Genomic DNA, 21,672 nt, shown 5'->3' on the forward strand with positions numbered 1-21,672 from the left:
CATAAGAAACAATCCTATGCCTTTTTGTTGTTTTAAAATTATTTATCGTTTAAAGCCGCGATACCGGGGAGTTCGATACCCTCAAGGTATTCGAGCGATGCGCCGCCGCCGGTTGAGATGTGTGTCATCTTGTCGGCAAAGCCAAGCTGTGCAACTGCCGCCGCACTGTCGCCGCCGCCGATAATTGTAACAGCATCTGTTTCTGCCAAAGCTTTTGCAATAGCTTTTGTGCCGACTGCAAATTTCGGGAATTCAAAAACGCCCATAGGTCCGTTCCAGATAACGGTTTTAGCCTTTTTAACAACCTCCGAGAAAAGTTCGATTGTTTTGGGGCCGATGTCCATACCCATCATATCCGCAGGAATTTTGTCCGACGGAACAACAACAGGCTCGGAGTCTGCGCTGAATTCTTTTGCAACAACAGTTTCAACGGGGAGAAGAAGTTCAACGCCTTTCTGCTGTGCTTTTTCCATAATATTTGTAGCGAGTTCGATTTTTTCGTCCTCGCAGATAGATGTGCCGATTTCATAGCCTTTTGCTTTGAGGAAAGTATAAGCCATACCACCGCCGATAATGAGGTAATCAACCTTGTCGAGAAGGTTTTCGATTACGCCGATTTTATCGGAAACTTTCGCACCGCCGAGGATTGCAACAAACGGACGCTCGGGGTTTGAAAGAGCCTTGCCCATAATTTCGATTTCTTTTTTGATAAGGTATCCGCAAACCGCAGGAAGATAGTTCGCAACGCCTGCTGTTGACGCGTGCGCTCTGTGAGCGGTACCGAAAGCGTCGTTAACATAAACCTCCGCCAAAGACGCAAGCGCTTTCGCAAATTCGGGGTCGTTCTTTTCTTCTTCTTTATGGAACCTTACATTTTCAAGAAGCATAACTTCGCCGTCTTTAAGCGATGCCGCAAGCGCTTTCGCGCTGTCGCCGATAACGTCGTCAGCCATTTTTACTTCCTGTCCCAAAAGCTCGGAAAGTCTTTTTGCAACGGGAGCAAGACTGAATTTAGGATTAAATTCACCCTTCGGTCTGCCAAGGTGCGAGCAAAGAATAACTTTCGCTTTGTGGTCGATAAGGTATTTGATTGTGGGAAGCGCACCGATAAGTCTGTTTTCGTCGGTGATATTTTTGTTTTCATCGAGAGGAACGTTAAAATCGCATCTTACAAGCACTTTTTTGCCTGCAACTTCGATATCCTCAATAGTTTTCTTATTAAGCATAATTCATCAGCCTTTCATTTATATAATTTTTTTATATACGTTATTTGCCAAGTCACATTATATACCATATGAAAAAATTTTTCAAGTATTTAAGCAAAATTTTCTGAAACTTTGACAAAAATTTAACTTATTTAATGAAATTTTACGTTATTTTTTAAGATAAGTAAGCGCAATTACGCCTGCGCCCGTGTTTGTGCCGACACTCGCGCCGACCTCGCCCACTTCAATATCGGTGATATTTGTCGTTTCTGCAATTTTTTCTTTGAGTTTTTCCACCTTGCCGGGCGCGTTGCCGTGGATAATATAAACGGTGTGCTTCTCGTCCGTGTCAATGTTCGACATCATAATGTCAACCAATTTCGCATAAACTTTTTTTGCACCGCGCACTTTGTCAAGGTTTGTAACAAGTCCGTCTTTTATTGTGAGAACGGGTTTAATGTCCAAAACATTGCCGAGAATTTTTGCGGTGGGGCTTATACGTCCGCCCTTTTGGAGATAACTTAAATCGTCCACAACAAAGATTACTTCGGCTTTATCGCGCAGTCTTGCAATCTCTTTTAAAATTTCGTCTTTGCCCTTGCCGTCTTGCGCCATTTTTGCCGCAGCAATGCCGAGTCTGCCGTATCCCAAAGAAAGGTTAAATCCGTCGAAAACATCTATCGACGCGTCGGGGTGCTCCTCCAGAAACATATCCTTTGCAAGATTTGCGCTCTGGAATGTTCCGCTCGCCTTTGACGAAATCGTTATAAAAATAATGTCGTAATCCTTGTAATACTGCTCGTATTTTTCGGTTATTTTTGTAATGTTAATCTGTGCGGTTTTCGGAATACCGCCGAATTTTTCAAGCTTTTTGTAAAACTCCGACGGCGAAAGTTCGGTTGTTTCAACAAACGTTTCGTCACCGAATATTATATTTTGTCCGAGTATGTCGATATTATACTTTTTCGCCGTTTCAAGACTTATATCGGACGCTGAATCTATCAAAATTTTAACATTTTTCACAGTCAAAAACTCCTTTGTTACCATTCAAATTTTGTGAGTGCACCTTTTTCTTTAAGACCTTCAAAATTCTGCTGTCTGAGTGCCTCGTAAAGCACAACGGCAACCGAATTTGAAAGGTTTAAGCTACGTGCCTCGTCAATCATGGGTATTCTTATGCAATGCTCCTTATTCGCCTTTAAAAGCGCCTCGTCAAGACCTTTCGTTTCCTTGCCGAACAAAATAAAATCGTTGTCGCAAAATTTTACGTCACAGTAGTTGTTCACCGCCTTTGTGGTGGAAAAAAAGAAACGTCCGCCCTTGTTTATTTCAAAAAATTCGTCAATGTTTTCATAATATTTAACACCGAGAAAATGCCAGTAATCAAGACCTGCACGCTTTAACTTTGCATCGGTAATTTCAAATCCCATAGGCTTTACAATGTGCAGCTTTGTGTTTGTAACCGCGCACGTTCTTGCAATGTTTCCCGTATTCTGCGGAATTTCGGGTTCTACCAAAACTACGTTGTAGCTCACTTTATATCACCTTTTTTAATTTTTTCCAAAAATCTTTCAACTCTTATAAGCGCTTCGTTAATCTGCTCTATCGAGTATGCGTACGACACGCGCAAGAAACCTTCTCCGCACTCGCCGAACGCCGTTCCCGGCACGATAGCAAGCTTTTCTTCTTCGAGAAGCTTTTTGCAGAATTCGTCCGAACTCATTCCCGTAGATTTTATGCACGGGAAAATGTAAAACGCGCCCTGCGGATTGAAACAGGTAAGACCGAGCTTGTTAAAGCCGTCTACAATAACCTTTCTGCGGTAGTTGTATTCGTGCGCCATTGTTTCTATTGACTTGTCGCCGTTTTTGAGCGCCTCAATCGCCGCAAACTGGCTTGTCGTCGGCGCGCACATAATGGCATACTGATGCACTTTTGTCATAATTTTTATAATTTTTTCGTTTCCGCAGGCATATCCCAAGCGCCAGCCGGTCATAGCATAAGCCTTTGAAAAACCGTTTATGACAATACATCTGTCTTTCATACCGTCAAGCGACGCAATGGAGGTGTGATGTCCCTCGTATGTAAGCTCGGCGTAAATTTCGTCCGAAATAACCATAATATTATGCTCTTTTATAACGGGAACGATTTTTTCCAAATCTTCTTTTGTCATAATAGCACCGGTGGGATTGTTCGGATACGACAAAATAAGAATTTTCGTTTTGTCGGTTATATGCGACAAAATGTCATCTTTTGTAAGCTTAAATCCATTTTCCGCCTTTGTTGCGATAGGCACTGCAACACCGCCTGCCATTTCGGCACACGGCTTGTAGCAAACAAACGACGGCTCGGGAATAAGCACCTCATCACCGCGGTTTATAAGCGAACGAAGCGCAATATCAACAGCCTCGCTGCCGCCGACGGTAACGAGCACCTCGCTTTGTGTATAGTCAAGTTTAAATCTTCTTTTTAAATAAAGGCAAATTTCCTCGCGGAGTTCTTTTAAGCCCGCATTTGCGGTGTAGTGGGTTTTGCCCCTTTCAAGCGCATAAATACCTGCGTCTCGGATATGCCACGGTGTCATAAAATCAGGTTCGCCCACGCCGAGAGAAATCGCGCCCTCCATATTGTTTGCCGCGTCGAAAAACTTTCGTATGCCCGACGGAGGCATTTTTGCTATATGTTCATTCAAAAAATCTTCGGGATTAAAATTTGTCACAGCGTAATCACCTGCCTGTCATCTTCTATTTTATCGTCAAAAATAATGTTTTCAACCTTGTATTTTTTAAGCACAAAATGCGTAGCGGTGCTGACAATGCACTCCATGGGCGCAAGCTTTCTGTGAACAAAGCGCGCAACCTCGTTCATTGTTTTGCCCTCAATTATAACCGTCAAATCGTATGCGCCGGCAATAAGAAACACGGTTTTAACTTCGGGATACTGATAAATTCGCTCAGCTATTTTGTCAAATCCCAAACCTCTCTGCGGTGTAACCTTAAGCTCGATAAGCGCGGTTACAATCGGTTTGTCGGTTTTTTCCCAGTTTATAACGCTTTTGTTTTTGAGGATAATTCCTCTCTTTTTAAAATCTTCTATGGCGGCGACAACGTCCTCTTCTTTCATATCAAGCATAAGCGCAATCTGCGCAGGACTTGTGTTGCAGTCGTTTTCCAAAATTTCAAGAATTCTTTCCATAGTTCATACCCCCAAAAAATTTATCGAAAATTTTATCTTTTATCAAATATGTTAAAAATATTCCTATATCGGCGCCGGCAAAATCAAGCAAAACGTCGCGCGCCGTTGCTGTCCGTCCGCCCGAAAAATACTGATGTATCTCGTCGCTCGACGCATAAATTAAGCATATTGCAAGCGCGATTGCAATGCACAGCGCGTCGTTTTTTCCGAATGTCGAAAATATTGCAATGTATGCAAAAATTCCCATTAAAAGATATATCGAAAAATGCGCGAATTTTCTTACAATTCCGTTTGCGGTAACCTTATCGTCGCCCTTTTCGGCTTCGAGCTTATCAATTTCTTCAATGCTTTTGCCCGTAACAACGCTTGTAACCTTTTTGCTCACGTCGTCCGACTTTTCGCCCTCCTGCGCGGAAAATCCGAACGCGGTGAACATCAGGACTCCAAGACAGATGTATGCAAAAACACATATTACATATCGCCAAAATTTCATTGTTTTACTTCCAATCAATTAAAATCCATATTATTCAAATTATCTCACAAATAACGGTGTTTGTCAATAAAAACAACAAAAATACGCAAAAAAGCCTCTCCCTTTCGGGAAAGACTTTTTTGAAGGGTAGTATTTATATAACAAACATTCGGAAATTTTCATATTTTACACTATAAATTTACATTATAAGCGACTTTTTACATTATAAGCGACTTATAAATTTTTTCCGCGTCATCTTTGCTTACGTTCTTACGCGTATTCTGCGGACTTCCGCTTGCAAGCGCGTCTGCAGTCATTTTCGGAATTGCCTTTTCAAATTCAGCCGCGTCTATGCCGTATTCCGAAATTGTCGGAACATTGCACTCCTTGCAGAGCGCGCCGAGCGCAAACACAAATTTTTCGGCGGCGCAAAGCGGCGAGTCGCCCTTTTCGGCAACGCCTACCGCAAACGCAAGGTCGGCAAACCTTTCGAGTGCGCCGTCATAGGCAAACTTCATACACTTTTCAAGAAGCATTGCATTTGAAAGCCCGTGAGGAACGTGGAAAAGTGCGCCTATCGGACGGCTCATTCCGTGAACGACCGTAACCGACGAGTTGTTTATGCAAATGCCTGCCTCAAGCGCCGCGGCAGACAAGGCGTCTTTTGTTAGACGTCCTTGTCTGCCGTGTTCGTTTTTAAATTATGTGCCTATGATACATCATAGGTTTTGCAATGTCAACACATTTTTTTAAATTTGTTGCCTTAACACAAAAATAAACCGTTAAAAATATGCTAAAGCACAATTTCGCGCGGATTTAACAACTTTAAAAATCATACTTTGGCATGACGACAAAGCGGAAAGTATCCAAAGGAAACGACGTTGCACCGATAATCGCAAATGACCGCACAATGCTCCCTGCACGCTTTATTGCCGAAAATCTCGGCGCAGACGTTGAATGGATTGAGGCGGAACAAAAGGTTGTTATGACAAAACCCTGAAATATCGGCAATCACGGTGTATAACGTCTTTTATGCGGTAAATTTATCCAAAATTATGCCAAAATAGTTTATAACTATTGAAAAAAGAAAGTTGATGTGATATAATTGCTTGTATTGTATCAACTTTTCTTATTGAAAAATAATTAACGTATGATAGTCATCAGATGATTGATCCTCTGATGCCTAGCCGAAAGCTAAATCAAGGAGATGTAAATAAATATGAAATTAGGTATAGTGGGACTTCCTAACGTCGGAAAAAGCACACTTTTCAACGCTATAACAAAGGCAGGCGCGGAATCGGCGAACTATCCGTTCTGCACAATCGAGCCGAACGTCGGCATTGTTGCGGTTCCCGACGAAAGACTGAACGTTCTTGCAAAAATGTATAATCCGCAGAAAATCACCCCTGCTACGGTGGAGTTTGTGGACATTGCAGGTCTTGTAAAGGGCGCGAGCAAAGGCGAAGGACTGGGCAACAAATTTTTGTCGCATATCCGCGAGGTTGACGCGATTGTACACGTTGTAAGGTGCTTTGACGACACAAACATTGTTCACGTTGACGGCAGTGTAGACCCGGCGCGCGATGTGGAAACCATAAATTTTGAGCTTATTTTTGCCGACATTGAAATGATTGACAAAAGAATTGACAAAACAAAGAAAAACCTTAAATCGGGCGACAAGAAATATCTTGCCGAGCTTGCGGTTTACGAAAAGGTTAAAGAAACTCTCGAGGCAGGACTTCCTGCGCGCAGTATTGATTTTGACGACGAAGAGGCAAAGTTTATGAAAGACGTTGCGCTTCTTACATCAAAACCCGTTATTTACGCCGCAAACGTATCGGAGGACGATATGGCAAACGGCATTGAAAACAATAAATACTACAAAACGCTCTGCGAAATTGCCGAAAAAGAAAAAGCGGAGGTTCTCCCCGTTTCTGCAAGAATTGAGGAGGAAATTTCCGAGCTTGACGACGAAGAAAAACAGGCATTTTTGGAGGAACTCGGTTTAAAAGAGTCGGGATTGGACAGACTTATTAAAAAGAGCTATTCGCTTTTGGGACTTATAAGCTATCTCACCGCGGGCGAGCCGGAGGTAAGAGCGTGGACGATTACAAAAGGCACAAAAGCGCCCCAGGCGGCAGGAAAAATCCACACCGATTTTGAAAAAGGCTTCATACGCGCCGAGGTTGTTGCATATAATGATTTGATAGAGTGCGGATCTCACGCGGCGGCGAAGGAAAAGGGTCTTGTAAGGCTTGAGGGCAAGGATTACGTTATGAACGACGGCGACATTGTTTTGTTCAGATTTAACGTATAATGCCCATAGCACACTTTGCGCACGATTGCTAAAACATAAAATTTAAAGAAAAATTTAGAAAATCGAAGAAAACGAGAGGTTTATCGGTATATTTTGTAATTTTGCCAAATAGCAACAACTGGTAAACCTTGATTTTTTTTGCCTTATGGAGTAATATAATCACAGTTGGTTAAGCACTAAGCATTAAAGAGTGCTAAATATAAAATCAAAAATTTTTGGGAGGTAATATATATGAACATCAAACCGTTAGCAGACAGAGTTGTTATCAAAATGGTTGAAACCGAGGAAACCACAAAAAGCGGAATTATTTTAACCGGCTCGGCTAAAGAAAAACCGCAGGTTGCAGAGGTTGTTGCGGTAGGCCCCGGCAAGGTTAAAGACGGCACACTTGTAAAACCCGAAGTTAAAGTCGGCGACAAAGTGCTTACAAACAAATATGCAGGTACGGAAGTTAAAATGGACGGCGTTGAGTACACAATTCTCGGCGAGGATGACATTTTGGCAATAGTTGAATAATTTAATAATAAATTATAATCGGAGGTAATAATTATGGCTAAACAGATACAGTACGGCGAAGAAGCAAGACGCTCGCTCGAAGCCGGCGTAAATCAGCTTGCAAATACAGTTAAAATCACACTCGGACCCAAAGGCAGAAACGTTGTTCTTGACAAGAAATTCGGTTCTCCCCTCATCACAAACGACGGTGTGACAATCGCAAAAGAAATCGAACTTGCAGACCCGTTTGAAAATATGGGCGCACAGCTTGTTAAAGAAGTTGCAACAAAAACAAACGACATCGCAGGCGACGGCACAACAACCGCTACTCTTTTGGCACAGGCTCTTATAAGAGAAGGTCTTAAAAACGTTGCGGCGGGCGCAAATCCGATGATTGTAAGAAAAGGTATTCAGAAGGCCGTTGACGCGGCGGTTGAATATATCGTTGCAAACAGTCAGAAAGTTTCGGGCAGAGATGACATCGCGCGTGTTGCGTCGGTTTCTTCGGCAGACGAAACAATCGGCAGCCTTATTGCAGACGCTATGGAAAAAGTTACAAACGACGGTGTTATCACTGTTGAAGAATCGAAAACAGCGTCTACTTACAGTGAAGTTGTTGAAGGTATGCAGTTTGACAGAGGCTACATTTCGCCTTATATGGTAACGGATACCGACAAAATGGAGGCTGTTCTCGACGACCCGTACATTCTTATCACAGACAAGAAAATTTCAAATATTCAGGAAATTCTCCCCGTTTTGGAAAAAATTGTTCAGCAGGGCAAAAAGCTCCTTATAATCGCTGAAGACATCGAGGGTGAGGCGCTTGCAACATTGGTTGTTAACAAGCTCCGCGGAACATTCACCTGCATCGCTGTTAAAGCTCCGGGCTTCGGCGACAGAAGAAAAGAAATGCTCCGTGATATTGCAATCCTTACAGGCGGTGAGGTTATTTCGGACGAACTCGGCTTTGACCTTAAAGAAACAACTCTTGATATGCTCGGTACCGCTAAACAGGTTAAAATCCAGAAAGAAAACACCATCATTGTAGACGGCGGCGGAAACAAAGACGACATCAAAGCAAGAGTTTCGCAGATAAGAAGTCAGCTCGAAGAATCTACTTCGGAATTTGACAAAGAAAAACTCCAGGAAAGACTTGCAAAACTTTCCGGCGGTGTTGCGGTTATCAAAGTAGGTGCGGCAACAGAAACCGAAATGAAAGAATTGAAACTCCGTATTGAGGACGCTTTGGCGGCTACAAAAGCGGCGGTTGAAGAAGGTATCGTTGCAGGCGGCGGCACAAGCTACATCAATTCTCTTGCAAGCATAGAAAAACTTATCGACACGGTTGACGGCGACGAAAAAACGGGTGTAAGAATTGTTCTTAAAGCCTTGGAGGAGCCTGTTAAACAGATTGCCGCAAACGCAGGTCTTGAGGGTTCGGTAATTATCGACAAAATCAAGAACAGCAAAAAAGGCGTTGGTTTCAACTTCCTCACCGAAGAATATGTTGATATGGTTTCGGCAGGTATTGTTGACCCGACAAAGGTTACAAGAAGCGCACTTCAGAACGCGGCAAGCGTTGCAAGTATGGTTCTTACAACAGAAAGCCTTGTTGCGGATAAAGAAGACCCCAATGCAAACGCAGCTGCGGCGGCAGGCGCTGGTATGGGTGCTCCCGGAATGGGAATGTACTAAAATCAAAAACGTACTGAAAACCAAAAATTTAACCCCGAAGTTTTTAAAAACTTCGGGGTTGTTTTTATCATCTTAAAATCAGCATCACAACAGGCAACGCGATTTCCAAAGCGCACACACCTATCGTCGCCGCGCACGAAAGATAGTGTTTGCTTTTTGCCTCAACCACCGCGTAGCTTGCGGTGTAAACCGCTGTGAGAATTATCACAAGCGCATAGATTACAACCATTTTTAAACATCACCATCACTTTTTACTGTCGTTTATATTATCCTTTAACACACCGAATTTCGCGACGTTCACTTCAACGTTTACGTCAAATTCCGCATTTTTGTATTTTTCCGCCCAGCCGTATTCGTCCCACGCTTTCTGCGTCAGAAAATTCCGCTTTGCATAGCGCGAAAAATTTTCGGTGTCGGTTTTTAAAAATGTGCTTGTTTTGGACAAATACGACTTTAAATTTTTCTTTAAATCCTCCGAAACAAACTTTTCCAAGCCGTCCGAGCCGAGTTTTTCCGATACCTTATCGGGCAGATAAACCGTTTCGCAGTCGAGAAAAAGATTTATCCCGATTTTCGGATTTTCACCGCATTTCACATTTATTTCGGGCTTTCGAAATTCGGACAGCAACACCGCAAGAATCTCACCGTCCGTTTTTACGGCATACGCGGTTTTCTTCGCGGATTTCGTCATCAAAAGATGATAAATATTCTCGTGCAAAGTACCGCCGGCAACCATTTTATCTCCCGAAAAATACGCAATACCCGAAATCATAGCCTTGTTTTTTGCCTTAATCGGGAGTTGGTTTATGTCAAAATCGTTTTCGCCGAGCGGATTTTCGTTCTCGCCGGCATCGGATTTTTCAAGCGCATTTTCGCCCATAACACCCAAAAACGGCAAAACCATAGTTTTATCCGCACCGTTTGACGCATAAAAAAAGTCGGACAAATACGAGCGCACGGAATAATTTGTGTTGTCAGTTTCAAAAATTTCTTTGAAATATTTTTCGGGATTTATCTCCAAAACGGGACTTAAATTTTCAAGATAATCTCCGCAGTTTTCGCTGACGGCTACAATGGTGCCGGGGCGGATTTTCAACTCGCGCACAAACGAATCGGTAAAATTTTTAATTCCGTTTCGCGCAGTGTCTGCCGAAAAAATGATAAGCTTTGTATGCGAAAGGTTCATTTTTTTGCTTACGGTATTGTTTATGATGTCGAGTGCCGAATAAAAATCGGTCGCAACCGCCGAAACGTTTGTTATACCGTTTGTTCCGCCTTTTGACTCGCCAATTGCATTAACGTTTGCAAGCGAAACGGTAAACTTATATTTTTCGCCGTCCGCCTTGTCAATACCTGCCGCGATAACATATGCATAATCGTCAATTTCCTTTCGGTCGGCACAGCCCGAGAGGAGAAGCAAAATCACAGAAAGAAAAATCAAAATCACTTTTTTAAGCATTTTTCTTCCTCCTTTTGAAATACTCGGTCACAAAGCTTATAAACGGCACTGCAAACGCAAAAACCGAAAAAACCCACGTCGCGGTGACATAAAACCGTGACACCTCGTCGGTGCTTTTGAAAAATGACGTGATTATTACGATTATCACAATGAGAGACGGGATAAGCGCCTTAAAATCGGTGGAATTATATGTTTTTTTGAATGAGTAAAGCGTGAAATAAAAGCTTGTTCCAAGGTACAGAAACGACGAATATATCCACAAAAGAAAGAAAATTCCCTCTGTGCGCTGAAAAAACATGTCCATTTCGGTTGACGATGCGAGCTGTAAAAGGGGCATATTAAACATTTTCGACACGGGATACGGCACGCAGAGGTTGTATATAAACGTTGACGCAATAATTACCGCCGACGAAATCAAAATCGCCTTAATCCCTACTTTTGCCGCGTCCTCCTTTTTTTCGAGATAGCTCGAAAGGAAGAACAAAAACAAAATTTCGTTATACATATAAACATTTTTAGCACCAAAAATTATACTTTTCGCACCACTGCCGAATATTGGAAACAGGTTTGACACGTCGGCGTTTTTGAGCGTTAACGCATATAAAATCACAAGCAGAGAAAGCATTGACACAAGGCACACCGAGCAGAATTTCGTCACCGTGTCAATGCCGTTATATGCGGTTACAAGCATTGTTACAACAATAAACGCCATAACGTAAAATGCGTGTGAATTGGGGTATGCAATGGTTATTATCGCGTCGGAATACAGTTTTAACGACAGCGCGTTGTAGACCGTTGACAGTATAAAAAACAGCGTTCCGATTATACTTTTCGCAAGTTTTCCAAACGAAAATTCCACCGACGAAAAAATATCGGGGCAACCTATTTTTTTATAGAAGAAAGATATTGCAAGAAAAATCACAATGCCCGACACCGCGCACAAAATCGCCTCCATATATGCCGCCGAGCCTGAATTTTTCACAAAAATATTTATGTCGGAAAACAAAATTTTCGACACAATCATAATTGTTAAAAGCCTTGATAAGTCCTTTGACGTAACCTTCATTTTTTTGCCTTTCCGTCCGAAAAATCGAACCTATCTTTTTTTGTATTTCCATTCGCGCGAGATTTTCGCCTGCTTGAATTCTTCCTCGGGTTTAAGATAATCGGGGCGCCGTTCTTTCTTCCACAACGGCACGGCAAACAGCGATGCAAAAGCATTTTTACTGTTTTTCGGTGCGATTGGCGAGGTGTAGTTTACACCGAACGATTTAAGCGAGAACAGCACCGCGAGGTTTACAAAAAGCACAGTTAATATACCCAAAAATCCGCCGGCCGCCGCGCCGATTATATAAGCAAACCGCAGAAGGCGGAACGAAAACGCGAACGAATAACTCGGAATTATAAACGAGCAAAGTCCCGTTATCGACACGATTATTATTGCAATAGGGCTTACAATGTTCGCCTCAACCGCCGCCTGTCCCAGAATAAGACCGCCCACAATTCCGAGCGTCTGCCCTATCGGGTCGGGCACGCGCACGCCTGCCTCTTTTATCAGTTCAAATGAAATTTCCATCATAATTATCTCCACCGCCGACGGAAACGGCACAAGATGACGCGCGTATTCCAGCGAGAAAAGTATGTTGGTCAAAATTAAATCCTGGTGATAATTTGTTATCGCAATGAACAGCGCGGACGCAAAAAGCGTGAGAAAAATCGCGAGCATACGTATAAGGCGAAGCATCACCGCGAAAGGATAACGCAGATATTCGTCCTCGGCGGTTTTGGTGAAATCCAGAAACGTTGCCGGCACGACAAGCACGTTCGGACTTCCGCTGACCACTATTGCCGCCCTGCCCTGCACCAGCGCTTTGCACACCCTGTCGGGGCGCTCGGTGGAGAAAATCTGCGGTGCGGGAACAAAAGAATTATCTTCAATATACTGCTCCAAATCGTGCGACGTAAAAATGTAATCAACGTTGATGTTTTCGCATCTGAACCGCACCTCGTCGATAAGGTTTTTGTTTGTAACGCCTTTTATATAGGCGATTGACGCGCCTGTTTGGCTCTTTTTGCCCAGCGAAATACTCTCCATAACAAGGTTTGAATTTTTCACCGTTTTGCGGATAAGCGCGGTGTTTGTGCGGAGCATTTCGTTAAATCCCTCGTGCGGACCCAAAATCACCTTTTCGTTTTGGGGCACGTCAACTCCCCTGTGCTCCCAGCCTTTTAAATCAATGGAAAATCCAACCTCGAGCGTGTCGACAAAAAGTGCGCACAAACCAAAGTTCACTTCGTCGCAAATCGGCTTGATTTTGCTCATCACACTTATCTGATTTTGAGGCAGGAGCGCGCCGGTAATGATTTTATCCAGCGTTTCGCCCTTCGGGATAACGGAATTTTTAAGATACATAAACGGCTTTAAAACGCACTCATTCACGCTGTCGCCGTCGGCAAGACCGTCGCAGATTACAAAAAACGCGTTGTAGGATTTCGAACCGACGAAAATTTTAAAGTCGCGCACCACAATATCGCCGTTGAGCGGAACGGAAAACGTTTCTTCAACGTACCGCTTGTTTTCGGCGATTTTTCGGCTTACCTTTTCCATATCGGTCTTATTTTCTGTGTTTTTGCCGTCGCTCTTGAGCTCAAATTCTGCTTTTTTGACGGGCGGTGAATACAAAAATATATTTTTCAAAATAAAAATCTCCCAATATTTTTTAATATTATCGGAAGATTTGAAGAAAATTATTCAATTTTTACAAGATATTACACCAAATAGTCAATGCAAATTCTGTCGCACACAACCGAGTGAACAACTTTTTTAATTTCGATATGGAGCGGATTTGTCTGATACGCTTTCTCGTCCTCTGCGCTCTCAAAAACGGTGTAAAGCGTGATGTCAAAGTCACCGCCGTTTACGTTTTTGCCGACTTCAGCCTCTTTAAGACCGTCAACCTTGCCCAAAAGAGCCTTAAAACGCGAGTTTAAATCCGCCGCAATTTCGTCCGCTTTCGATTTGTCGTTCAATTTCCAAAATATAATATGTTTCAGCATTTTTTCGCCCTCATTTCATAAAGTATATATCTAAATTATACCAAATTTTCACAAAATGTCAATGCGATTTTTTCGATAGGACTTGTATTTTTCAAAAAAATAGTGTATAATTAACTAAATATAGCATTTGGAGGTGCATATTTTGTTCGGCAACTTATTAAACAGATTTTTAAGCCTTATTTTGACATTGCCTGCGGTTCTGCTCGCAATCAGCGTTCACGAAACCGCGCACGGCTATGCGGCATATAAAATGGGCGACCCTACCGCGAAATACAGCGGACGGCTGTCGCTTAACCCTTTTGTACATTTTGACCTTATCGGATTTTTGTGTATGCTCTTTTTCCACTTCGGCTGGGCGCGCCCCGTGCCGATTAACCCCGACAACTTCAAAAACCGCAGAAAAGGCGTAATATTGGTAAGCCTTGCAGGTCCGGTTTCAAACCTTGCAATGGCAATAATCAGCGCAATTCTTTTGGGTATTGCGGGAAAATTCGTCGGTTTTGCGGCGCTTTTTTCAAACGTGACATCGCTCAAGGGCTTGAACGTTTTGGTGGTTATGCTCTACTACTGCATAGTCATAAACGTGGGACTTATGATTTTCAACCTTATCCCCATTCCGCCTCTGGACGGCTCGCGTGTGCTGACCGAATTTCTGCCCGGCAGAATAAAATATAAATTTTATCAGTACGAACGATATTCGTTTTTGGTATTGTTACTCATAATTTACACAGGTATTCTCGACCCGATTTTAAACGGTCTTACAAGCCTTATTATGCAGCCGATACTAAACCTTGTAAACTTTATTTAGGAGAATTTTGTGGACGATAAATTATCCTTTAAGCTTCAAACCTTTGAGGGTCCTTTGGATTTGTTGCTTCATCTTATAAAAAAGAATAAAGTGAGCGTTTATGATATTCCGATTGTCGAAATCACCGAGCAGTATCTTGATTATCTTAACAAAATGGAGGAATTCGACCTTGAAATTTCGTCGGAATTTTTGTATATGGCATCGGAGCTTTTGCTGATAAAGTCGAAAATGCTCCTTCCGCGCCACGAGGAGGAAGAAGAGGATCCTCGTCAAAACCTTGCGGACAGGCTCATTGAATACGAAAAAATCAAAAAGGCGAAAGAAAAGCTTGAAAAAATGCAGTTTCAGGGGTATCTTTCGTTTTACAAGCTCCCCACGCTCCCCGAAAAGGAGAACAAACCGAAACGCATTGAACATATAGACATTGAAAAGCTGACTGAGGCTTTTATGACGGTAATCGAGAAAACCGAGCGCAAAATGCCTCCTCCGAAAGAAAAATTCGAGGGCATTGTGGCGCACGTCACAGTGAGCGTTGAGGACAAAACCGCGCATTATCTCAAAAGCATCAAAAAGGGCGAAAGCCGAAGTTTTGAAGATATGTTTGACAGCATAGAAAGCCGAAGTGAGGCGGTTTCCGCATTTCTTGCAATTCTCGAGCTTATGCGCTCGGGCGTTTTTTCGTCATATGAAGAGGACGGAAAAATTTTTATAAAACGTACCGAAGTTGATATAAATACCGAAGAAATTGACAACAATTACTTATAGAGGTTAAATATGGAAGAAGAAAAAGTTAAAGCGGTGATAGAGAGCATACTCTTTGCAATGGGCGAATCGGTGCCGATCGACAGGATTTGCGAGGCGCTTGAAATCGACAGAAAAAATGCCGAAATCATTATGGAAAAAATGCAGTCGGAATATGAAAACGACCAATCGCGCGGAATAAAAATTCTGCGTCTTGAAGACAGCTTTCAGCTTTGCACCAAAACCGAATATTACGGCTATATCCGCACGGTTGCCGAGAAAAAAAGCAAGGTCAGCCTGTCGAATGCCGCGCTTGAGGTTTTGAGCATTGTGGCATACAATCAGCCGGTAACGCGAAGCAGTATCGAATTTATCCGCGGTGTAAACAGCGACGGCTCGCTTTCAAAGCTTGTTGAACTGGGACTCGTTGAGGAAAAAGGCAGGCTCGACGCACCCGGCAGACCGATTTTGTTCGGTACAACAGAGGAATTTTTGCGTTGCTTCGGTTTAACCTCATTAAGCAGTCTGCCTGCCGTGGACAACCCCAATGACATAATAATTCAGCAGGAATTTGACATTGACTCGGCACAAAACGGCGAAAACGCAGAAAACACAGCACAGGAAATCCACACCGATGCCGATGCCGGAAATGCCGAACAAAACATTTAAGGCGGTGCGCATATGAAAATTTTGCTTATTTGCCTTGCCGTACTTTCGGTTTTGATTTTATTTTTGCTTTTTATAAGGCTTAATTTTTACTTCGAGGGTTACTTCAACAACGAGAGCAAAAACTTTATGCTGCGGTTTTATGTTTTCACAAAAAAGCTTGGTTTTAACATAAAATTTAAAGAAACAAAAAAGGAAAAAGAGAAAAAAGAAGCCGGAAAGGCCGAGGGCAAGGACAGTTTTATCGACAAGGCAAAGCGTGTCAAAAATAACATAAACATCTTGAAAAACACGTTTTCCGCATCGAAAGGACATATAAAAAAGTCAATCACTGTAAAATACGTCAATTTTAGTATGGATTTCGGTCTTGGCGACGCGGCGCTGACGGGGATTTCGACGGGCGTTTTGTGGGGCGTGATTTACTCCGCTTTTGCACTTGTCTGCAAGCTTTTCACCGTGAAAGAGCACAAATTTTCAATCGACCCGATTTTCAACAAAAACATTATGAAAATAAACCTCGGCGGCGTGGTTTACACGCGTTTGGTTGATATTTTGGCGGCGGCAATCATTATTTTCAGGAATTACTCAAAAGCGAAAAAGCTTTTTGAAGAATATAAACCCGAAATTTCGGACAAAAAAATAAAAGATTATAAATAAGGCGGTGTTTTTATGAACCCAATCGAAGGTTTGCTCAATGTATCAATGGAAAAAATCAAGGCTATGGTAGACGTTAACACAATCGTCGGCGACCCGGTTACAACCGCCGACGGCACAACGGTTATCCCCGTTTCAAAGGTGTCGTTCGGATTTGGCGCGGGCGGTTCGGAATTTGCACAGGATTTAAAGGATAATCCCGAAGCTGACGGCAAAATGTTCGGCGGCGGAGCAGGAAGCGGTGTGTCAATAAACCCAATCGCGTTTTTGGTTATCGGCAAAGAAAGCGTACGTATCCTGCCTATTACAAACAGCGTAACCACTGCGGACAGAATTATTGATGCCGTTCCCGATATTTTGAACAAGGTTAACGGATTTATCAAGAATTTCAAGTCGAAAGATGATGATGAAGTTGTTATAAAAGAAGAAACGGTTGTAAAAGAAGATACCGAAGAATAGAAAAACGGAGCGGTTTAAACCGCTCCGTTTTTTATTATCTTGTTTTCAATTTCCGCATTCTATGCTTATTTCGTTAAACACCGTCAAAAGGTCGGCAATAGTCTTATTTTTCTTTTCGTCACCGCTTATATCAAGATGAATATTTCCTTCGTGCATCATAATGCATCTGTCCGAATAATCAATCGCATAGCGCAGATTATGCGTAACCATAAGCGTTGTAATTTTTTTCTCGGTCACAACCTTTTCGGTAAGTCCCATCACTATGTCGCTGGACTTCGGGTCGAGTGCCGCGGTGTGCTCATCAAGAAGAAGAATGTCGGGCTTAACCATAGTCGCCATAATAAGCGCCAAAGCCTGCCTCTGACCGCCCGAGAGCGTCCGCGTTTTTGTGTCCATTCTGTCCTCAAGTCCAAGCCCCAAAAGTTCAAGCTGTGAACGGTAAAAATCCTTGCGTTTATGATTTAATCCGCCGGTGAGGTTATACGGTTTAAGTTTATTGTCCGCGATTGACATATTTTCAAAAATTGTCATCGACGGGCAGGTGCCGAGCGACGGATCCTGAAAAACGCGCGCGATATTTTTTGCGCGTTTGTAATTTTTAAGCTTTGTAACGTCCTTTCCGCCGACGAAAACCTTGCCGTCATCGGGCATAAGGTTTCCCGAAACGATATTTAAAAGCGTGGTTTTTCCCGAGCCGTTACTGCCCACAACCGACACAAATTCGTCTTTCGCAACCGAAAGCGAAAACCCGTCGAAAAGCACTTTTTCGTTGATTGTATTTTTGTTGAAGGTTTGACAAATATTTTCGAGTTTAAGCATTTTTTGCCGCCCCTTTCTTTTTTGAAATATCACTGAAAACGAGAGTTAAAACAAACAGAACCGTCACAACAAGGTTCATATCGGACGACTGCAAACCGGAGCTGATTGCAAGCGTAATGCACGCTTTATACACAATCATACCCACCAAAACGCCTGTCGTCACACGCAAAAACTTCATTTTTGAGAATACCGTTGTGCCGATTATAACCGCGGCAAGTCCCATAACGAGCATACCCGTACCGCTTGAAATATCGAACTGTGTGCTTCTTTGGCTGTATATCGCACCTGCAAGTGCAACAAGGCCGTTGCATATCGCAAGACCGATTATTTTAACTTTTCCGGGGTCCTCGGCAAGCGTAATTACAAGCGCCTCGTTTGAGCCTACGCTTTTGAGCAGAAATCCCGATTTTGTGCCGAGATACCAATCCAGCACGTATTTTACAATCACCGCAATCACAAACACCGTCAAAAGCGCGGTGTACGGCTTATATGCGGGCGGCATATTTGGGAAAAGCGAATTTACGGTTGAAAACACCGTGCTTTCGCCCATAAAAAATTCATTCGGTTTGCCGACAATTCGGTAATTCACCGAATAGAGCAGTGTCATTGTGAGAATACCGCTTAAAAGGTCTTTAATTTTGAGTTTAACGTGAAAAAATCCCGTCAGCATACCTGCAAGCGTTCCCGAAACAAACGCACCCAAAAGACCGAGCCACGGGTTTACACCCGAAAGTATCAGTTTTGTAGAAACCGCCGCGCCGAGCGGAAATGTTCCGTCAACCGAAAGGTCGGGAAAGTCCAAAATTTTATATGTAATGTAAATTCCCAGCGCCATTATTCCGAATATAAAGCCTTGTTCCAAAATTCCCGAGGCTATTGATAAAATTCCCATTTTAATCTCCCGTTTAATATCAAGATAATCCGCCGTAAGTTTTCCTCACGGCGGAAATTTTAAATTATTTTGCTTTTGCAAGCGTTTCTGCACTGATTGTAATTCCGAGTGCCTTTGCCGCGTCCTCGTTGAAAGTATATTTTGTTTCTTTCAGTGTTTCAAACGGAATTGTGTCAATCTTTGTGCCTTTGAGCACTTTAGCCGCCATCTCGCCTGCCTGAACGCCGAGTTTTACATAATCAAGACCGGCAGATGCAACACATCCGTTTTTAACCTGTTCTTCCTCCGAACCGAAAACGGGGATTTTCGCCGCGTTTGCTTTTTCCAAAACAACGCCGAGCGCCGCAACAACCGTGTTATCGGTGAGGTTTGAAATGCAGTCAACCTGTGTTAAGATAACGTCCATAACCTGCGGAATTTCAGCCTGTTTTGTGATACCTTTGTCAACAATTTCAAAACCGTAAGTCGGTGCAAGTTTTTTGTATTCCTCAATGGTACTTACCGAGTTTGCCTCGCCCGTGGTGTAGATAATTCCGATTTTTTTAGCGTCGGGCAAAATCTCGCGGATAAGCTTTAACTGGTCCTCAACAGGAAGCTTGTCGCTTATACCTGTTATACCCGGAAGTGCTTCGGTTTCCGATTTTGCAAGTTTAGCCGCAACCGGGTCGGAAATCGCATTGAATATAACCGGGATATTTTTCTCTGCGCAAGATGCGTACAAGGCCTGTGCGGACGGTGTTGCAATACCGCAAACCAAATCTTTGCCTGCGCTTGCGAATGTCTGTGCAATCTGCGTTGCCTTCGACATTTCCGCCTGTGCGTTTACAGTTTCAATTTCGATGTTTTCGCCCTCTTTAAATCCCTCGTTTGCAAGTCCCTGAATAAATCCCTCACGGCAGTTATCAAGCGACGGGTGGTCGGCATACTGTGTTACACCGATTTTGTAGACCTTATCGTTTTTCTCCACGCCTGTTTCGCCGGTCTGATTTGCACCGCAGCCGGTAAACAAAAGCGCCGCCGTACAAACGACACCCACTGCCGACAAAAATTTCTTTCTCATTGTTCCGTTTGTTTTTTTCATTGTAAATCTACCCCTTTTTAAATTTGTTTAGGATTTACATTTGAAAGTTAAAAAAACAAAAACCCTTTCCGCAAGACGAAAAGGGTATATTCAGCATATTAACATAAAACTAATCTACTCTAAACTCGTCTAAACTTAACTTTTCAAAACTAAACTAATCCTAAATCTTGAAGTCATTTTATCACACAAACCTTGTTTTGTCAACACTTTTTTCGAATTTTTTCAACAAAAATTTTAAAAGCGATGCCAAAATACTTGACATCGCTTAAAATTTAAAAATTATACCAATTCGATAATCGCCATTTCAGCAGCATCGCCGCGTCTGGGACCAATCTTTACAATTCTGGTATATCCGCCGTTTCTATCGGCATATTTGGGAGCTATTTCGCCAAACAGCTTTGTAACAACGTCCTCTTTCGTAATATAAGAAAGCGCCTGCCTTCTTGTATGAAGAGTATTTTGTTTACCCAAGGTTATCATTCTTTCAGCCAAGCTTCTTACTTCTTTAGCCTTTGCAACGGTTGTTTCAATTTTGCCGTTTTCCAAAAGCGCAGTTGTAAGGTTTTTCAGCATAGCAATTCTATGATCGGTAGCTTTACCTAATTTTCTTGTACCCGGCATAACACATATACCTCCTTTGCTACTAATATTTTAGTCATCATAAGTTTCTTTTGAGAACACCAATCCCAAAGCGGCAAGTTTTGCGATAACTTCTTCGAGCGATTTTCTGCCGAGGTTTCTCACCTTCATCATTTCGCCTTCGGATTTGTTTACCAAATCTTCAACGGTGTTGATGCCGGCTCTCTTCAAGCAGTTAAACGAACGAACGGAAAGGTCAAGCTCCTCGATTGTGAGTTCCAGAACCTTATCCTTCTTGTTATCCTCTTTTTCAACCATAATATCCTTGTGCTTGATTTCGTCGGTAAGGTCGATAAACAAGCTCATATGGTCGTTTAAGATTTTTGCGCTAAGGCTTAATGCCTCTTCAGGTGTAATTGTACCGTCCGACCAAAGCTCGAGCGAGAGCTTGTCGTAATCGGTCACCTGACCAACACGGGTGTTGGTTACATTATAGTTTACCTTGCAGATGGGCGAATAGATAGAATCAACGGGAATTACGCCGATTATGCTCTGCATATTTTCCTTATTCTTCTCGGCCGAAACGTAGCCTCTGCCGTTCGCAAGAGTAATTTCCATATAAAGCTTTGCATTGTCGTCAAGTGTTGCAATGTGCAAATCTTTGTTGATGATTTCAACTTCGGAGTCGCACTTAATATCGCCTGCGAGAACCTCGCCTGCGCCGGTCGCGTCGATATAAACGGTCTTGGGCACTTCACTGTAAACAATGGTTATAAGCTTTTTGATATTTAAAATTATTTCCGTAACATCTTCTTTAACTCCGGGAATTGTGGAAAACTCGTGGAGTACGCCGTCGATTTTTACGGACGTTGCGGCAGAACCGGGAAGTGACGAAAGCAAAACACGTCTGATTGAGTTGCCTAATGTTATACCGTAGCCTCGCTCAAGAGGTTCAACCTCAAAACGCGCATATGTTCCGTCCTCGCTTCTTTCCACACATTCAACCTTGGGTTTTTCCATTTCTATCATACTTAACAACCCTCCATTCCAGTATTAAAAATAATTTTATGGGGAAGGC

The 21,672-nt window shown here is 42.7% G+C and carries 26 protein-coding genes; 9 read left to right on the top strand and 17 right to left on the bottom strand.

Translation table 11 applies throughout. The features are described 5' to 3' along the window. Positions 1-38: 38 nt before the first annotated feature. From H8706_RS02775 to H8706_RS02805, 7 genes are all read right to left on the bottom strand, one after another. Entirely contained in the window at positions 39-1,226 is a 1,188-nt protein-coding gene (locus H8706_RS02775) for a phosphoglycerate kinase (protein ID WP_178348565.1), read from the bottom strand. A 147-nt stretch (positions 1,227-1,373) separates the two neighbouring features. Beyond that, a complete protein-coding gene (locus tag H8706_RS02780; protein ID WP_178348564.1) occupies positions 1,374-2,228 on the bottom strand; it encodes a DegV family protein in 855 nt (284 codons plus the stop codon). A 17-nt stretch (positions 2,229-2,245) separates the two neighbouring features. Beyond that, positions 2,246-2,740: a tRNA (uridine(34)/cytosine(34)/5-carboxymethylaminomethyluridine(34)-2'-O)-methyltransferase TrmL gene (trmL, locus tag H8706_RS02785; RefSeq protein WP_178348563.1), complete on the bottom strand. Its 495-nt coding sequence runs from the start codon at positions 2,738-2,740 to the stop codon at positions 2,246-2,248. Further along, positions 2,737-3,876, bottom strand: coding sequence for an aminotransferase class I/II-fold pyridoxal phosphate-dependent enzyme (locus H8706_RS02790; protein WP_262431474.1), 1,140 nt, complete (start codon positions 3,874-3,876; stop codon positions 2,737-2,739). Before H8706_RS02790 ends, trmL begins: the two co-directional genes overlap by 4 nt. Positions 3,877-3,920: 44 nt before the next feature. Beyond that, complete coding sequence (locus H8706_RS02795; protein WP_178348562.1) at positions 3,921-4,400, bottom strand: Lrp/AsnC family transcriptional regulator; 480 nt, start codon at positions 4,398-4,400, stop codon at positions 3,921-3,923. Beyond that, positions 4,384-4,893, bottom strand: a complete 510-nt coding sequence (locus tag H8706_RS02800; protein WP_262431414.1) for a VanZ family protein — start codon at positions 4,891-4,893, stop codon at positions 4,384-4,386. The genes H8706_RS02795 and H8706_RS02800 overlap by 17 nt, the downstream gene beginning before the upstream one ends. A 197-nt stretch (positions 4,894-5,090) precedes the next feature. After that, positions 5,091-5,528: a dehydroquinate synthase/iron-containing alcohol dehydrogenase family protein gene (locus H8706_RS02805; RefSeq protein ID WP_262431415.1), complete on the bottom strand. Its 438-nt coding sequence runs from the start codon at positions 5,526-5,528 to the stop codon at positions 5,091-5,093. Positions 5,529-5,716: 188 nt separating this feature from the next. Here H8706_RS02805 and H8706_RS02810 point away from each other — a divergent pair, with 188 nt between their 5' ends. From H8706_RS02810 to groL, 4 genes are all read left to right on the top strand, one after another. Further along, a complete protein-coding gene (locus H8706_RS02810) occupies positions 5,717-5,872 on the top strand; it encodes a copper amine oxidase N-terminal domain-containing protein (RefSeq protein ID WP_262431416.1) in 156 nt (51 codons plus the stop codon). A gap of 219 nt (positions 5,873-6,091) precedes the next feature. Further along, on the top strand, positions 6,092-7,189 hold the full coding sequence (gene ychF / locus H8706_RS02815; RefSeq protein ID WP_178348559.1) for a redox-regulated ATPase YchF: 1,098 nt from the start codon (positions 6,092-6,094) through the stop codon (positions 7,187-7,189). A gap of 231 nt (positions 7,190-7,420) precedes the next feature. Continuing rightward, entirely contained in the window at positions 7,421-7,705 is a 285-nt protein-coding gene (locus H8706_RS02820; protein WP_262431417.1) for a co-chaperone GroES, read from the top strand. A gap of 33 nt (positions 7,706-7,738) precedes the next feature. Then, positions 7,739-9,379, top strand: a complete 1,641-nt coding sequence (gene groL / locus H8706_RS02825; protein ID WP_178348557.1) for a chaperonin GroEL — start codon at positions 7,739-7,741, stop codon at positions 9,377-9,379. 67 nt (positions 9,380-9,446) lie between these two features. Here the strand turns inward: groL and H8706_RS02830 are convergent, their stop codons facing one another. The 5 genes from H8706_RS02830 to H8706_RS02850 form a co-directional block, all read right to left on the bottom strand. Continuing rightward, entirely contained in the window at positions 9,447-9,608 is a 162-nt protein-coding gene (locus H8706_RS02830) for a hypothetical protein (protein WP_262431418.1), read from the bottom strand. A gap of 15 nt (positions 9,609-9,623) precedes the next feature. Beyond that, on the bottom strand, positions 9,624-10,838 hold the full coding sequence (locus H8706_RS02835) for a Ger(x)C family spore germination protein (protein ID WP_262431419.1): 1,215 nt from the start codon (positions 10,836-10,838) through the stop codon (positions 9,624-9,626). Beyond that, on the bottom strand, positions 10,831-11,904 hold the full coding sequence (locus H8706_RS02840) for a GerAB/ArcD/ProY family transporter (protein ID WP_262431420.1): 1,074 nt from the start codon (positions 11,902-11,904) through the stop codon (positions 10,831-10,833). Before H8706_RS02840 ends, H8706_RS02835 begins: the two co-directional genes overlap by 8 nt. 30 nt (positions 11,905-11,934) lie before the next feature. After that, complete coding sequence (locus H8706_RS02845) at positions 11,935-13,536, bottom strand: spore germination protein (protein ID WP_262431421.1); 1,602 nt, start codon at positions 13,534-13,536, stop codon at positions 11,935-11,937. A gap of 71 nt (positions 13,537-13,607) precedes the next feature. Beyond that, the gene (locus tag H8706_RS02850; RefSeq protein ID WP_262431422.1) at positions 13,608-13,895 is read right to left on the bottom strand and encodes a Dabb family protein; all 288 of its coding nucleotides are present in this window, start codon (positions 13,893-13,895) and stop codon (positions 13,608-13,610) included. 142 nt (positions 13,896-14,037) lie between these two features. Between H8706_RS02850 and H8706_RS02855 the strand changes: the two genes are divergently transcribed. Genes H8706_RS02855 through ytfJ form a run of 5 tightly spaced genes read left to right on the top strand, consistent with a single transcriptional unit; the run spans position 14,038 to position 17,223 of the window. Next, positions 14,038-14,703: a site-2 protease family protein gene (locus H8706_RS02855; protein ID WP_262431423.1), complete on the top strand. Its 666-nt coding sequence runs from the start codon at positions 14,038-14,040 to the stop codon at positions 14,701-14,703. Positions 14,704-14,712: 9 nt separating this feature from the next. Further along, positions 14,713-15,468 (top strand): segregation and condensation protein A, encoded by a 756-nt coding sequence (locus H8706_RS02860; protein ID WP_262431424.1) that lies wholly within the window; start codon positions 14,713-14,715, stop codon positions 15,466-15,468. Positions 15,469-15,477: 9 nt separating this feature from the next. Continuing rightward, the gene (gene scpB, locus H8706_RS02865; protein ID WP_262431425.1) at positions 15,478-16,113 is read left to right on the top strand and encodes an SMC-Scp complex subunit ScpB; all 636 of its coding nucleotides are present in this window, start codon (positions 15,478-15,480) and stop codon (positions 16,111-16,113) included. 12 nt (positions 16,114-16,125) lie between these two features. Beyond that, positions 16,126-16,767: a DUF2953 domain-containing protein gene (locus H8706_RS02870; protein ID WP_262431426.1), complete on the top strand. Its 642-nt coding sequence runs from the start codon at positions 16,126-16,128 to the stop codon at positions 16,765-16,767. Positions 16,768-16,779: 12 nt separating this feature from the next. After that, positions 16,780-17,223, top strand: coding sequence for a GerW family sporulation protein (gene ytfJ / locus H8706_RS02875; RefSeq protein WP_262431427.1), 444 nt, complete (start codon positions 16,780-16,782; stop codon positions 17,221-17,223). 45 nt (positions 17,224-17,268) lie between these two features. On the opposite strand, the gene H8706_RS02880 is transcribed toward ytfJ, so the two are convergent. The 5 genes from H8706_RS02880 to H8706_RS02900 all read right to left on the bottom strand — a co-directional run bounded on the left by H8706_RS02880 (position 17,269) and on the right by H8706_RS02900 (position 21,623). Beyond that, a complete protein-coding gene (locus tag H8706_RS02880; protein WP_262431428.1) occupies positions 17,269-18,042 on the bottom strand; it encodes an ABC transporter ATP-binding protein in 774 nt (257 codons plus the stop codon). Continuing rightward, positions 18,035-18,934 carry an ABC transporter permease gene (locus tag H8706_RS02885; RefSeq protein ID WP_262431429.1) on the bottom strand — a complete coding sequence of 300 codons (900 nt, stop codon included), beginning with the start codon at positions 18,932-18,934 and terminating at the stop codon, positions 18,035-18,037. The genes H8706_RS02880 and H8706_RS02885 overlap by 8 nt, the downstream gene beginning before the upstream one ends. Positions 18,935-18,998: 64 nt before the next feature. Continuing rightward, positions 18,999-20,015, bottom strand: a complete 1,017-nt coding sequence (locus H8706_RS02890) for an ABC transporter substrate-binding protein (RefSeq protein ID WP_262431430.1) — start codon at positions 20,013-20,015, stop codon at positions 18,999-19,001. 279 nt (positions 20,016-20,294) lie between these two features. Continuing rightward, the gene (gene rplQ, locus H8706_RS02895) at positions 20,295-20,636 is read right to left on the bottom strand and encodes a 50S ribosomal protein L17 (protein ID WP_178347579.1); all 342 of its coding nucleotides are present in this window, start codon (positions 20,634-20,636) and stop codon (positions 20,295-20,297) included. Between the two features lie 30 nt (positions 20,637-20,666). Continuing rightward, entirely contained in the window at positions 20,667-21,623 is a 957-nt protein-coding gene (locus tag H8706_RS02900; protein ID WP_178347580.1) for a DNA-directed RNA polymerase subunit alpha, read from the bottom strand. Positions 21,624-21,672 lie beyond the last annotated feature (49 nt).

The organism is Qingrenia yutianensis (genome assembly GCF_014385105.1).
Lineage (GTDB): Bacteria > Bacillota > Clostridia > UMGS1810 > UMGS1810 > Qingrenia > Qingrenia yutianensis.